This is a genomic window from Nocardioides sp. NPDC006303, from assembly GCF_040613175.1.
Classification (GTDB): domain Bacteria; phylum Actinomycetota; class Actinomycetes; order Propionibacteriales; family Nocardioidaceae; genus Nocardioides.
This window is the reverse complement of sequence record NZ_JBEXRR010000037.1, coordinates 15,248-28,647: the sequence shown is the minus strand read 5'-3', so window position 1 is coordinate 28,647 and position 13,400 is coordinate 15,248. Positions and strand designations below refer to the sequence as shown.

The 13,400-nt window shown below is 70.2% G+C and carries 14 protein-coding genes; 6 read left to right on the top strand and 8 right to left on the bottom strand.

The genetic code is table 11. The annotated features are described in order from the left end of the window. Positions 1-21: 21 nt before the first annotated feature. Together ABZY89_RS22835 and ABZY89_RS22830 are read left to right on the top strand one after the other, a co-directional pair. A complete protein-coding gene (locus tag ABZY89_RS22835; protein WP_355230891.1) occupies positions 22-696 on the top strand; it encodes a helix-turn-helix domain-containing protein in 675 nt (224 codons plus the stop codon). Positions 697-811: 115 nt separating this feature from the next. After that, positions 812-1,513, top strand: a complete 702-nt coding sequence (locus tag ABZY89_RS22830; RefSeq protein ID WP_160025836.1) for a transcriptional regulator — start codon at positions 812-814, stop codon at positions 1,511-1,513. Positions 1,514-1,535: 22 nt separating this feature from the next. Here the strand turns inward: ABZY89_RS22830 and ABZY89_RS22825 are convergent, their stop codons facing one another. Then, positions 1,536-1,868 carry a hypothetical protein gene (locus ABZY89_RS22825; protein WP_355230890.1) on the bottom strand — a complete coding sequence of 111 codons (333 nt, stop codon included), beginning with the start codon at positions 1,866-1,868 and terminating at the stop codon, positions 1,536-1,538. Between the two features lie 112 nt (positions 1,869-1,980). On the opposite strand from ABZY89_RS22825, the gene ABZY89_RS22820 reads away from it, so the two are divergent. Beyond that, positions 1,981-2,859 carry a MoxR family ATPase gene (locus ABZY89_RS22820; RefSeq protein ID WP_355230888.1) on the top strand — a complete coding sequence of 293 codons (879 nt, stop codon included), beginning with the start codon at positions 1,981-1,983 and terminating at the stop codon, positions 2,857-2,859. Further along, positions 2,856-4,217: a VWA domain-containing protein gene (locus tag ABZY89_RS22815; protein ID WP_355230886.1), complete on the top strand. Its 1,362-nt coding sequence runs from the start codon at positions 2,856-2,858 to the stop codon at positions 4,215-4,217. The genes ABZY89_RS22820 and ABZY89_RS22815 overlap by 4 nt, the downstream gene beginning before the upstream one ends. A gap of 24 nt (positions 4,218-4,241) precedes the next feature. Here the strand turns inward: ABZY89_RS22815 and ABZY89_RS22810 are convergent, their stop codons facing one another. The 3 genes from ABZY89_RS22810 to ABZY89_RS22800 form a co-directional block, all read right to left on the bottom strand. Further along, complete coding sequence (locus ABZY89_RS22810) at positions 4,242-5,018, bottom strand: GntR family transcriptional regulator (RefSeq protein WP_355230885.1); 777 nt, start codon at positions 5,016-5,018, stop codon at positions 4,242-4,244. 461 nt (positions 5,019-5,479) lie between these two features. After that, the gene (locus tag ABZY89_RS22805; protein WP_355230883.1) at positions 5,480-6,988 is read right to left on the bottom strand and encodes a fused MFS/spermidine synthase; all 1,509 of its coding nucleotides are present in this window, start codon (positions 6,986-6,988) and stop codon (positions 5,480-5,482) included. Positions 6,989-6,997: 9 nt separating this feature from the next. Next, on the bottom strand, positions 6,998-7,909 hold the full coding sequence (locus ABZY89_RS22800) for an EamA family transporter (RefSeq protein ID WP_355230881.1): 912 nt from the start codon (positions 7,907-7,909) through the stop codon (positions 6,998-7,000). Between the two features lie 41 nt (positions 7,910-7,950). Between ABZY89_RS22800 and ABZY89_RS22795 the strand changes: the two genes are divergently transcribed. Both ABZY89_RS22795 and ABZY89_RS22790 read left to right on the top strand, forming a co-directional pair. Next, complete coding sequence (locus ABZY89_RS22795) at positions 7,951-8,439, top strand: MarR family transcriptional regulator (RefSeq protein WP_355230880.1); 489 nt, start codon at positions 7,951-7,953, stop codon at positions 8,437-8,439. A 65-nt stretch (positions 8,440-8,504) separates the two neighbouring features. Then, positions 8,505-9,500 carry a MerR family transcriptional regulator gene (locus tag ABZY89_RS22790; RefSeq protein WP_355230878.1) on the top strand — a complete coding sequence of 332 codons (996 nt, stop codon included), beginning with the start codon at positions 8,505-8,507 and terminating at the stop codon, positions 9,498-9,500. An 88-nt stretch (positions 9,501-9,588) separates the two neighbouring features. On the opposite strand, the gene ABZY89_RS22785 is transcribed toward ABZY89_RS22790, so the two are convergent. From ABZY89_RS22785 to ABZY89_RS22770, 4 genes are all read right to left on the bottom strand, one after another. Then, positions 9,589-10,677, bottom strand: a complete 1,089-nt coding sequence (locus ABZY89_RS22785) for a hypothetical protein (RefSeq protein WP_355230876.1) — start codon at positions 10,675-10,677, stop codon at positions 9,589-9,591. Positions 10,678-10,808: 131 nt separating this feature from the next. Next, on the bottom strand, positions 10,809-12,137 hold the full coding sequence (locus ABZY89_RS22780) for a hypothetical protein (RefSeq protein ID WP_355230874.1): 1,329 nt from the start codon (positions 12,135-12,137) through the stop codon (positions 10,809-10,811). Next, a complete protein-coding gene (locus ABZY89_RS22775; protein ID WP_355230872.1) occupies positions 12,134-13,015 on the bottom strand; it encodes a hypothetical protein in 882 nt (293 codons plus the stop codon). Before ABZY89_RS22775 ends, ABZY89_RS22780 begins: the two co-directional genes overlap by 4 nt. Further along, positions 13,012-13,374, bottom strand: coding sequence for a hypothetical protein (locus ABZY89_RS22770; RefSeq protein ID WP_355230871.1), 363 nt, complete (start codon positions 13,372-13,374; stop codon positions 13,012-13,014). The genes ABZY89_RS22775 and ABZY89_RS22770 overlap by 4 nt, the downstream gene beginning before the upstream one ends. Positions 13,375-13,400 lie beyond the last annotated feature (26 nt).

The following is a 13,400-nucleotide window of genomic DNA, read 5'->3' as shown; positions in this document are numbered from 1 at the left end:
TGAAGAGAGTTTGGAGGATCGATGCCGAAGAAGCAGACGTACGCCGACCTGGGTGATGCCTGCGCCACCGCGCACGCCATGGACGTGATCGGCGACCGGTGGAGCATGGTGATCGCGCGCGAGCTGCTGCTCGGTCCGCGCCGGTTCGCCGACCTGGCCTCGGCCGTCGTCGGGATCACGCCCGCCGTGCTCACCTCCAGGCTCAAGGCGCTGCGCGACAGCGGCGTCGTCGAGCAGGCCCAGCTCGACGACCTCGGACGGACCCGCGTCTACCGGCTCACCGAGTGGGGGCAGGGGCTGGAGGACGTGATGCGGTCGCTCGGCCACTGGGCGCAGCGCTCGCCCGGCTTCCCTGTGGAGGGGGGCATGACTCCCGACGGGGTGATCGTGGCGATGCGCACCATGGCCCCTTACGCGACGATGGCCGACTGGGGCGACGGTCCCGTCCGGATCGCGATCGAGCTGCACGACGAGCGGCGTCCCGCCGCAGGCGTACGCCGCTACCGGCTGCACTGGGACGAGGACGGTTTCGAGCTGAGCGAGGGTGCGGAGGAAGCGCCTGCGGCGACCGTCTCCGGGGACTCGTCGGCCTGGGCGGACGTTGTCTTCGCCGGGAGTCCGGTCGGCTCGATGGCCGTCGAGGGCGACCGGCAAGCCGTGGAGCGGGTGGCTGCTGCGTACGCAGCGATCGCGTGACGCCGCCTTCGAGGAGACACAGTATTTCACCGGCACGCCGGGACCTCTGGCTCTGACGACCCGTAGTTCGGGCTCACTACGCTCGATGGGATCGAATGACTCGGAGAGGATCGACGTGACCCTGAACCTGACATACGGGGACCTGGGAGACGCGTGCGCGGCCGCGCACGCACTGGACCTGATCGGCGACCGGTGGAGCCTGATCGTGGTGCGCGAGCTGATGTTCGGGCCGCGTACGGCACGTGACCTGGAATCCTCCGTGATCGGTGTCAGCACCGACGAGCTCAAGGACCGTCTGCAGTTCCTCGAGCACGCGGGCGTCGTGGTCGAGACCGAGCTCGGCTACATCACCAAGACGACCGCCTACGCCCTCACCCCGTGGGGCCGCGAGCTCGAGACGATCCTCGGGGCGCTCGGTCGCTGGGCCCACGGCTCGACCCGCTTCCCGATCATGTCCGCCGGGATGACGCCCAGCGGCGTGATGGTGGCGATGCGCACGATGGTGCCCGCCGGCAGCGCGACGACCCCCGAGCCGATCAGCGTCGCCTGGGAGCTGACCGACGCCCGCCGTCCCGACGCCGACCCGCAGCAGTTCCGGCTCGTGTGGAAGGGCAACCAGTTCGACCTCGCCGAGGGCACGCTCGAGGACGCCGACGTGACCATCGCGGGCGACTCGACGGCCTGGACCGGCGTCGTGTTCATGGGCTTCCCCGTGGACGCCGCGATCGCCGAGGCCGGGCTCAAGGTCGAGGGTGACCGTGCCGCGCTGGACCGCGTGCTCGGGCTGTTCGCGAGCACGCTCGCCGAGGCCAGCTGACGTCTCTTCGGCCGGCTCCGCCCTAAGGGGCGGGGTCGGCGCAGAAGGCGATCAGCTCGCCTCGGGCCTTGCCCTGCTCGATCAGCTGGCCGACGTCGAGCGGGACATGCTTCAGCTCGCCGAGCGGGGAGCGGATGATCGCGCTCTGACGGCGCCAGGGCGCGATCGTCGGCGGAGCCACGCAGTGGTGCTGCTCGAGCATCGCGGCGAGCTCGGGCTGCTCCCTCTTCGCCAGCGACCGAGGCTCGGACGGCGTGGTGACGGCAACCAGACAGAAGGCCGCCAGCGCGGTCAGCGCGCATACCTTCATGGCGACGACGACCAGCGTCAGAAGTCGCGGAGTGTCCGAGTGCACGTCCTTCACAACGACGGATGGGCCCGACGGTGACGGCTGCATCGGGCACTATGACGAAGGTCCTACCCGGACACCGGGGGCAGACCAGGAGCAGAGTCGCTAGTGTCGCGTCATGCCTTCGCGTACGTCTTCCTGGTTCTCCTCGCCCGCCGAGGCCGTCACCCGCATGGGAGACGTCGGCTACCTCGCGGACGACTCGACCGCGCTGACGACCTACCTCGCGGGGGCGCTGGAGAAGCCGGTGCTCGTCGAAGGACCGGCCGGTGTGGGCAAGACCGAGCTGGCCAAGGCGATCACCCGGGCGACCGGGGCCGAGCTGGTCAGACTGCAGTGCTACGAGGGTCTGGACGAGGCCCGGGCGCTGTACGAGTGGAACTACAAGAAGCAGCTGCTCCGCATCCAGGCCGCCAACGACGGGCAGGCGTGGGAGGAGACCCACGACGACATCTTCTCCGAAGAGTTCCTGCTGACCAGGCCGCTGCTGACCGCGATCCGTCGTGAGGAGCCGACGGTGCTGCTCATCGACGAGGTCGACAAGACCGACGTCGAGGTCGAGGGGCTGCTGCTCGAGGTGCTCTCCGACTTCCAGGTGACCATCCCCGAGCTCGGCACGATGACCTCGACCCGCCGTCCGCTGGTCGTGCTCACCTCCAACGCCACCCGCGAGCTCTCCGAGGCGCTCAAGCGACGCTGCCTCTACCTCCACCTCGACTACCCCGACGCCGACCGGGAGCGCGAGATCGTGCTCTCCCAGGTGCCCGGGCTCGACGGCAAGGTGGCGCGTCAGCTCGTCTCCGTGGTCGGCCGGCTGCGCGAGCTGGAGCTCAAGAAGTCGCCCTCCATCGCCGAGTCGGTCGACTGGGCGCGCACCCTGATAGCGCTGGAGATCACCGACCTCTCCGACAAGGCCGTCGCCGACACCCTCGGCGTCGTCCTCAAGCACTCCTCCGACGTCGACCGCGCGGTCCGAGAGCTGCGGTTGAAGAGGTGACTCTCCTCGACCGGCACATCGAGTTCCTCGAAGCGCTTCGGGGAGCCGGGCTGCCGGTGTCGCTCTCCGAGGGCCTCGACGCGGTCACCGCCCTCGGCCTGATCGGCTGGAACGACCGCACCCAGGTCAAGGAGGCGTACGCCGCGACCCTGGTCAAGCGCGCCAACCAGCGGGCCACCTTCGACGGGCTCTTCGAGCTCTACTTCCCGCGGATGGTCGGCTCGGGGATGGACGCTGAGGCCGAGGCCGCCGGGGTGGCGAAGGACGGGCCCGAGGCGCTCTCCGAGTTCACCTCGCGCCTGAGCGAGGCGCTGGAGGCCGACGACGTCGAGATGCTCCGTCAGCTGGCCGCCGAGGCGGTGGCGCGCTTCGGCGCGATGCCCGGTCGCGGCCCCGGGCTGAGCTCGTGGTCGTCCTACACCGCGCTGCGCCGGCTCTCGACCGACGAGCTCACCTCGCGACTCATCGAGGGGCTCCAGCAGGGCGGCTGGACCGACGAGGAGGCTGCCCGGGTCGGCACCCGTCGGGTGGACCGTTTCGCGGGCCTGGTGGAGGCCGACGCTCGTCGCCGGATCGCGGAGGAGAAGGGCCCCGAGCAGATCGCCAAGATCGCCGTACGCCCCACCATCGAGAAGCTCGACTTCCTGCACGCGCGGCGGGCCGACCTCGAGGCGCTGCGGCGCGAGATCTACCCGTTGGCGCGCCGGCTGGCGACGCGGCTCACCCAGGAGCATCACGCCCGCCGGCGAGGAGCGGTGGATCTGCGGCGTACGCTCCGGTCCTCGATGTCCACCGGCGGCGTCCCCGTCGACCTGCGCTTCAGGCCGAAGCGGCCGCATCGGACCGAGCTGGTGATCCTGTGCGACGTGTCGGGTTCGGTGTCCAACTTCGCGACGTTCACGCTGATGCTCGTCTTCGCGCTGCGTGAGCAGTTCGGCAAGGTGCGCGCGTTCACCTTCGTCGACGAGATCCACGAGGTCACGTCCTACTTCAAGCCCGGCGCCGACCTGGTCGACACGATGACCGAGCTGACGAAGGCGACCGAGCACGCGGCCCGGATGGGGCGCACCAACTACGGCCGGGCCTTCTCACTCTTCCAGGAGCGGCACGCCGACGCCCTCGGTCCCAAGTCGTCGCTGCTGATCCTCGGCGACGCCCGGTCCAACTACTCCGACCTCGCCGTCGACTCCCTGCGCGCGATGGCCGAGGCGAGCAGGCACTCCCACTGGCTCAACCCCGAGGTCCGTACGCAGTGGGACACCGGCGACTCCGAGGCGACGCGCTACGGCTCGATCATCGAGATGCGGGAGTGCCGCAACCTCACCCAGCTCTCCGAGTTCGTCCACGACCTCGCCTGAGGCCGGGCCGTTTCGGGGCGGGGCTCACTGCAGCTTCAGGTCCAGCCCGTAGACGATCCGGTCGGCGACCCCGACGGAGTCGGTCACGCACACGACCCTGTCGTCGGCGAGGAACCGGCGCCGGTCGGAGAGGACCGGGGTGCCGTCGGGAATCTGCAGGTCGTAGCTCTCCTGCGGCGTCGGCATCCGCGACTCGATGTCCATCGCGACCGTGGTGACTTTCACGCCGACCGTGGCCAGCAGGTCCTTGATCGGCGGCTGCGGCCAGTCGTCGGACGGGGTGGCCAGCGGGGTGTCGATGACCAGCGGATAGGGGATGTAGGCCGTGGTGCGGTATTCGGCCGTGTCACCGCTGATGAAGAACGTGTAGGTGGTGCTGAGCAGCTCGCTGCGCGGGTCGAGGTCGAAGGCCTCCCCGAGCTTCTCGCCGGCCGCGATGACCTCGTAGGAGTGCTCGACCGAGATGCCGTCGTCCGGGCCGCGCGGCGGCTGATGGTAGGCCGCGTCCGGCTTCGCCGGGTGGCTCGGGTCCGTGATCAGCATGCTCATCAGGTCATAGCGGGTCTTGGTGGCGTCGCGTACGAAGACGCCACGGCCCTGCTCGCTGGTGATCAGGCCTTCGTTGCGCAGCACCGCCAGACCTCGCCGGATCGTGGCGCGGTCGTAGGGGAAGGTGTCCATCAGCTCGGGCTCGGTCGGTAGACGCTCGCCGGGCTGGTAGGTGCCGTCGTCGATCTGGGCCCGCAGATAGTCGGCCACGTGGAGGTATTTCGGCAGGCCGCGCGGACGGGGGTTACTCATGGGAGAACACGTTACTGAGGCGTACAGATCCCGAATAGCCGCATAGCCCCACCCTTTCCGCCTTGACCCGTTGCAATGAGTGGACTTATGGTCGAACGTGTCTCGGGACGTTGGGTGTTCGGCCCGACTGTGACCCCGGCGTCTCGAGGCACTCAACGACGAGAGCCATCGACATTCCTTGGGGGGAATTCGTGTTCGTAGACGACAGACTCAGCATGGGGTCAAGCGAGAGGCCGCCGGTCCTGGCCAAGGACCCGCTGGTCTACCGCACCGACCGAGGGAGCTTCTGGCACCTTCGCTCAGGCAAGAGGAGCAACGGGTACGTCATGACCGTGTGCGGCCGGCGGCTGGGGACGTGGCACGTGCTGCCGCCGCGCAGGCTCAGCAAGGTCGCGCCCGATCAGGTCTGCGTCGGGTGCCTGCGCAAGACGCCGATCGGCGAGGTGAAGCGCCCGAGCGGGTCAGGCAACCTCGAGCAGGCTGAGGTCCGTGAGCCACTCGACCGGCGCGACGTCGTCGGTGTAGACCGTCCCGCCCCGGATGCCCGGCTCGAGCCGGGCGGCGGAGTCGGTGAGGGTGCCGGCGAGGTCGGCGGGCTGCGACTTCGCGGTGGCGATGAGGTCGGCCTCGGGATCCGCATCCGGGTCGACGGTCGCGATCAGGTGGGTGTTGGTCGGGCCGGAGTCCGACCGCCACACGGCCTCGCCGAACGAGGTCCGCAGCGTTGCGGTGAGGACCTTCTCCAGCGCTGTGGAGCCCTCCGGGTGGGCTGAGTTCACGACGAGCACCCCGCCCGGGTTCAGGTGGGACTTCGCGAGCGCGAAGAACTCCTTCGTGGTCAGGTAGAACGGGATGTAGGGCTGGTGGTAGGCGTCGACCATGATCGCGTCGTACTTCCGGGTCTGCTTCTGCAGCCACGGGCGGGCGTCGGCGGTGTGGAGGTGGAGGTTCGGCTGGTCCTTGAGGTCGAAGAGCTTCTGGCCGACCTCGGTGACGTCCTCGTCGATCTCGACGGCGTCCACCCGGGTCTCGGGGGCGAAGTGGCCGAACTGGCGCGCGGTCGTCCCGGCGGCCGAGCCCAGGATCGCCACCGACTTCGGGGCCTCCGCGCCGGCGTACGACAGCGAGAGCATCTCGTCCCAGTAGGCGCCGGTGAGGTACTCGCCCTCGGTGTAGACGGAGTGCACGGCGTGGCCCTCGTTGAGCTCGAGGTAGCGGCTGCCGTCGTCGTACTCGACCACGCGGGCGTACTGGTATTCCGTCTCCTTCTCCCAGATCACCTCGCCGCCGTTGCTGGTCAGCGTCTTGATCGAGCCGGTCGGCAGGGCGATCAGGGCAAGGATCACCGCCGGCACGACCGCAGCCGGCAGCCGGCGCTTGACCAGATGTGGGATCGCGCAGACCGCCATCAGGAGGGCGAAGATCAGGAACGTACGCCGCGTCCCGACGACCGGGATGAGGAACAGCGAGGCGGCGAAGGTGCCGACGAGGGAGCCGACCGTCGAGATCGCGTAGAGGCGCCCGGCCGCGTGGCCGGCGTCCTCGACGGCTTCGACGGTCAGCCGGACGGCGTAGGGGCTGACGATGCCGAGCAGGAAGAGCGGGATCGCGAGCAGCACGCCGACTCCGACCAGCGAGCCGGCGAAGGTGGCGATGCTGAGCTGGTCGACAGCCCTGACCGCGAGCGGGAGGAACGGGTCGGCGATGAACGGCACCGCGGCCAGGAGGGCGGCGGCGGCGAGCACGATCTTGGCCAGGCCGGAGGGGTGGGGGTTCCGGTCGGCGATCCTGCCGCCGACGGCGTAGCCGATCGCGAGTGCCACCAGCACCGTCGCGATCGTGTTGGCCCACACGATCGTCGAGTCGCCGAACCACGGAGCGAGCAGCCGAGCCGCGGCCATCTCCGACCCCAAGGTGCCGGCACCGACGGTGAAGACGAGAAGCTCAAGCGCACGCGCACGCAGTTTCATGGGGTGAACCTATCCGGCTGCTCCAACGTCTGCACACGAGGCCGGTTCCGGCCCACGTCTGGCCTTGATCCGGTCGAGCACCGCGGGCTGTCCGAGGAGTACGCCACCGAGCACCAGCGCCATACCGAGCCCGCTGATCGGGGTGAGATGTTCTCCCGCGAAGGCGAGGCCGATGAGGATCCCGGCGACCGGGTTGAGCAGGCCGACCAGCGACACCGCGGCGGCGGGAAGGCGGCGGGCGCCACGGAACCAGACCGCGTAGGCGATGACGGTGCCGGCGATGCCGATGTACGCGTAGCCCCCGATCGCCGGCAGGTCGAGAGTGGGCGGTGGGCCCTCGACGAGGAGGGCCACCGGGGCGAGGATGAGGCCGCCCAGGACGAGCTGCCAGGCGGTGAAGGTGAGCAGCCCGACGGGCGGCTGCCAGACCTTGACGAGGATGAAGCCGGTGGAGAAGACAGCGACCGAGGCGAACGCGGCCAGGACGCCGAGCAGGTCGAGGCTCGCGCCGCCACGGAGCACCAGCAGGGCGACGCCGACGGCGCCGGCGACGCCGGCCGCGAGCGATCCGGCCCGTGGCCGCTCGCCGGCGAAGGCCCAGGCCAGCAGCATCACGACGATCGGAGAGACCGCGGTCAGGGTGGCGGCGAGGCCGCCGGGAAGCCGGTAGGCGGCGACGAAGACGAGGGCGAAGAACGCTCCGAAGTTGAGCAGTCCGAGCGCTGCTGTGCGCCACCACCAGGAGCCGTGGAGCAGGCCCGGCCGGAGCGCCAGAAGCAGCAGGCCGAAGGGCAGTGCCCGGACCACGGCGCCGAACAGAGGCCGGTCCGGCGGCAGGAACGTGGCGGTGACGAAGTAGCCCGACCCCCATGCCACCGGGGCGATCGCGGTCAGCGCGAGGGTCACGAATCTACTTTCCATGGAAGATATAATAGCTTCCGCGTGAGATATATTCCATGGTCATGGCAGACCACGTCTCGACCGTGATGGCGCAATGGGAGCGGGAGCGCCCCGACCTCGACGTCACTCCGCAGGCCGTCATCGCCCGGCTGCACCGCCTCGCGCTACGTCTCACCGACGAGCTCGTCAGCGTCTATGCCGAGCACGGACTGGGCGAGGGCGAGTTCGACGTGCTGGCGACGCTGCGACGGCAAGGCGCTCCGTACGCCCTGACTCCGAAGGAGCTCGGCGAGCAGACGATGGTCTCCTCGGGGGCGGTCACCAAGCGGGTCGACCGCTGCCTGGCCCGGGGCTGGGTCAGCCGGGACCGCCGGGACGAGGACGGTCGCGGGCGCCGGGTCGCGCTGACCGAGCGCGGGCGCGAGCTGATCGACGCGGCTTTCACCGACCACATCGCCAACGAGCACCGCCTGCTCGCCGTCTTCACCGCGCCCGAGCGGCGGTCGCTCGCACGGCTGCTCGAGAAGTGGGCCGAGCAGACCGGGGCTTGAGGTTGCCCCAAGGGGAAGCACCAATCTGCTTCCACCGGTGACCTTCACCGGGGAGGATGGTGAACATGAGCGGGCTGGAAGGGCTTGTGAACATCGGCGACTTCGCCCGGGAGACCGGGCTGACGCCGAAGGCACTGAGGTTGTACGACGACCTCGGTCTGCTGCTTCCTGCCGAGGTGGACGCGGTCTCCGGCTATCGCCGCTATGGGCCTGACCAGGTGGAACGCGCACGTCTGGTGGCTGCGCTGCGCCTGGTCGGGATGCCGCTGGCCCGGATCCGGGAGGTCGTCGACATGCCCGCCGCGCTCGCGGCGGTCGAGGTCGAGACCTATTGGCGCCAGGTCGAGGCCGACACGTCCACGCGTCGCAGAATGGTCTCCGTCCTCGTCCACCGATTGAGGAGCGAGGCACGTCAGATGACTACTTCAACCGAGACCCTGAACGTCGAGTTCGGTTTCAGCCACGAGACAGGTGGCCGATCCAGCCAGCAGGACGCCGTCCTGGTCACCCCGGAGCTGATCGCCGTCGCCGACGGATTTGGTGAGCGCGACGATGTTGCCGGGGCGGCCCTGACGGCGTACGCCGGCGGCGGGCTGCGGTCGGCCATCCAGGAGGTGTTCGCGGAGGTTCCGAAGTCGGGCACCACCCTGACCGCCGTGGATCTGCACGGCTCGACCGCGCGGATCACCCACATCGGCGACGCCAGGGTCTTCCTGGTGCGGGACGGAGACGTACGCCAAGTCACCCACGACCACACGGTCGTCGCTGCCATGGTCGAGGCCGGCCAGCTGACCGCCGACGAGGCTCGCTCCCACGAGCACCGGGCGCTGCTCAACCGCGCCCTGGTGCCCGGGGTCGTCGCCGACGAGATGTCGCTCGAGCTGCTGCCCGGTGACCGGCTCGTGCTGACCACCGACGGCGTCCACTCCTACGTGGACGACCTGAATCCGCTGATCACCGCCGAAGCCGGTCCGCAGGCGGTCGCCGACGCAGTGGCCGCCGCTGTCACCGCCGCCGGAGAACCGGACAACCACACCATCGTCGTCGCCGACCTGGCCTGACTTCTCAGGCTTTTCCTGCACTTCTCTGGCAATGCAACGCCAGAGAAGTGCAGGAATACCCGGTTAACCGGGTATCCCGACCGCCACCTCAGAACCAGCGGGACCACCAGCGCCGCCGCGCGGCCGGCGCCTCGTCGAGCTCGGCGGCAGCGGCGGCGAACGAGTCGCGCAGGGAGGGGTAGACGAGCTCGACCTCGGGGTGCTCGACGAGCGTCTGGGCGACCCGACGGGTGAGCCGCTTGCCGACGGTGGCGATGTGGCGTACGACGGCGTCGACCTCGTCGTCGGTGAGCTGTTGCGGGTGGAAGGGCTTCTGCGGCTTCTCCCGAAGCAGCTCCCGCATGGGCTCGAGGGAGTCGATGTCGTACCTCAGCGCCAGAGCGTGCAGCTCGTCGTCGGCGATCTTCCGGAGCCGCTCGTGGTCGGCGGGAGGCATCAGGGTGTAGGCCGTCGGCCCGAGGGGGCAGGACTGCAGGTGGACGTCGAGGCGCTCCTGCAGCTGCGGCCCGAGCGGGAGGGCGTTGAGCGCGCGCTTGATCTCGAGCGCGTGCAGCGAGTAGGAGAGGTTGACCCGCCTCAAGGACAGGTCGCCGAGCTCGGTGGTGTCGATGGCGGCGGTGTCGAGCAGGTCGGTGAGCAGGCTGCCGCCGACGAAGAGCTCGGGAAGGTAGGGCCGGAGGAGCAGCCGGGTGCGCACCGCCTCGGAGTCGAGTGCGTTGTAGAGGTGCTGGTGACCCAGCCAACCGCCGTACGCATCAGGCGCCGCCACGAACGGCTCGACATGCCCGAGCCGCTTGACCCGCTGGTTGTAGTCGGATTCCAGGAAGGCGAGGGGATCGCGGACGTACAGGACGAACCGGGTCTGCGGCGGCAGCAGCTCGGCGATCCCGGGCAGCTCGGGGAGGAACGCCTCGGAGGAGAGCAGCAAGGTGTGGCATCCGCTGGCCTCGAACTCCTCGAGCGTCCTGGCGACCTCGTGGGGCGAGGCCACGAAGAGGTGGCCCGAGCGCTCCATGAGCGAGCCGGCGTTGCCGGCGCTGATGCCGTTCCTGTCGACGGTGTGCTGAGGGTAGAAGATGCCGGCCTTCGCGAGCTTCTCCGCGTTGGCGTGGAAGAACGCCTGGACCGCGGACGTGCCCGTCTTGGGGAGGCCGGCATGGACGACGATGGACTTCACAAGGACCGATCAGGTAGGCGTCAGAGTGCCCTCCGCGATCGACTGGCCCGTGTCGAGCACAGGTGAGGTCGGGATGGTGCCGAGGGCGACCTACACCGTATCGACTCACGTCATCGAGGCAAGCCCGCAACTCAGCCGAGGTATCCCAGACTGCGGATCCGCCCGATCTCGTCACGGAGCTCGCCGTGGGCGGCGTTGTCCGCAGCCCGCCCGCCGGCGACGTAGTGGCTCTCCTCAGCCGTGGTGCCGTCGTAGACGACCGTGAACCGGTGTCCGACACCCGCGTTGAGGAGCCCGCCGAGGAGCGCCACCGGGTCGGAGCGGTCCTCCAGCGACAGCACCCGGGTGGTCTCCGGAACCCGCGGCGCTGCCGCGCCAGGAGCACCCACGGTGACCACCTGGTCCACGACGTACGCACCCCCGGCCGCAGCCGCAATCGCGGCCGCCGCGGTGCCCCCGGCGGCGGCGCCGACGAGCATCACGTGGGAGCCGGCCTCGACCGCCTCCTCGATCGTCCGCGACGCGGTGGCGATGTAGTCGGAGAGGTCACCGGAGACGAGCCGCAGGCGCCGACTGCCGGCGTACGGACCACGCAGATAGGCGATGTAGCGGCCGGGCGCAGTCTTCTGGACCGCGACACCGGACTCGGTGGCCTCGAGGGTGCGGATCAGCTCCTCGATGGTGGCCGGGGTGGCGGCGGTGACGTCGCCGGTCGCGGTGTCCTCCTCGGTGGAGGCCAGCGCCCCGCCGATATCGCGCAGCGCGTGCCCGGCGTCGGTCGCGAACGCGTCGATCCCAGCGGCGCGCAGCGCGCCCGCGGTCGCTGCCCCGGCGTCGTCGCCACGCGGGAAGTCGGCGGTGAGCAGCGAGCGCAGCTCGAGCGACTCGAGCAGCCCGCCGCCGGTGGCGATGTGGTCCATCAGCTCGGGATGACCCTGGGCGAGCTCGCCGAGATAGGCGGTGACGCCCTCACGGTCGAGCGCGTCGGTCTCGATCAGGCCGGCGGACAGCAGGGACCCGCCGAGCTCGACCTCGGGGGCGAGGTAGTCGAGCGCGTTGGCCGCGATGGTGCCCAGCGTGCTGCGGGCAGCGGCCTGGAGCTCGTCGATCCAGCGGTAGGTCTGCACGGTCGCCCGCACCGAGAGCGCATCGGCCTCGAGCGCCTGGCCGAGCCCGAGGACGCCACCCTTCTCGGAGGTCGCGGCCCGGATCTCCTCCTCGGCCGGCTCCCAGGTCTTCGCGGAGAGCTCGGCGGAGGAGGTGACGTCGTCGTCGGCCAGGATCTCGGCACCGAGCTCGGCCCACTCGCGCAGCTGCGCGCCGGCATCGCCGATGGAGCCGGCCAGGCCGAGGATCTGCTCGTACTTGTCCTCCGGACCTGCGGGCGGCGCCACCGAGTCGGGGGCGCCACCCGGGAGCGGTCCCAGGCGGTTGATCGGAACGTTGGACGAAGAGCTCATCGAGCCACCTCCGCGAGAACAGGGGCAAGGTCTGCGGCGAGCTCGGACGGCTCCACGCTGGTGATCAGCAGTGTCAGCTCTCCATCGAGCGACACCGTACGCATCGAACGCCAGCCGTCGTTGACCAGCGTCCAGGAGACCGTGCCGATCAGCGAGTTCTCCGGATCGGCGGTGGTCGCGACGATGGCACGCAGCCGACCGTGGGTCTCGGTCGACAGCGCCTCGAGGGCCCGCGAGACGACCACGTCGCCCTCGGTCAGCACCGGCACCAGATCGCCGCGCCCGGTGCGCAGCGCCTCGAAGACGGCGTCAGCGGTCGCGAACGGGACCTCGAGCTGCTCGGGCACTGCCGAGGCCAGCCGGGCGGTGTCACCCGGAAGCGTCGCGGTACGGCCGAGCTCGGTCGACCAGGCCGCCGAGGGATACCAGGAGAGCTCGAAGACGAGCCCGTCCACGGTGGCCAGTGAGGCGGCCGCCTCACCCTTCTGCCGGTGCCAGGCGCGGCCACGGAGGCCGTCGACGACGACATCGAGGTCGATGACCACCTCCGGGGTCGCCAGCAGCCCCAGCGCGCCGGCGATCCCGGCGTCGAGGCTCCCGTCGGCGTCGAGGAGGTCGCGGCGCTGCAGCGAGGTGCTGCCGTCGCCGAACCCGGCGACGGCGCGGGCCAGGGCCTCGGCCTCGGCTGCCGAGCGGGTCTGCCCCAACCGGGCGTCGAGCCCGTCATCACGGTGTGTCGCGACCTCGAACGGGAGCGGCGCCCCGATGGTCTCGCAGGCATGGGTCAGCTCGGGCAGGGTCAGGCCGATGCGGCGAGGCACACCCGCCCACGGCTCTGTCGGCGCCGCCGGAGCGGGGCCCAGGTCGATCGTGGTCATCGGAAGGTGACCTCCAGCCAGTCCTTGTGGCCCGGCTCAGGGGCCTCGAATCCGTCGAGCTTGTCCTCGGCGATCAGCGCCTCGGCGCGTGCCTCGGCTTCGGCGATCTGCTCCTTGAACAGGTCGACCTGATGGAGGTGCTTGGCCAGTGCGTCGGCCGCCCGGTCATGCTTCTCGGCCGAGCTCCGCAGCGCGGTGGCACGCTCCTTCATCCGCCCGCGGAGGGACTCGGCAGCCCGACCGCGCCAAGGCACGGCCTCGGCCTGCACCACCAGCTTGTCGGCACTCGCGCGGATGTCGCCAGCCTGCTCTCGCAGACGGCTCACCCGACGACGGATCACGTCGCTGTCGCCGTACATATCCCTCCTCGGACAGGTCTCTGTGA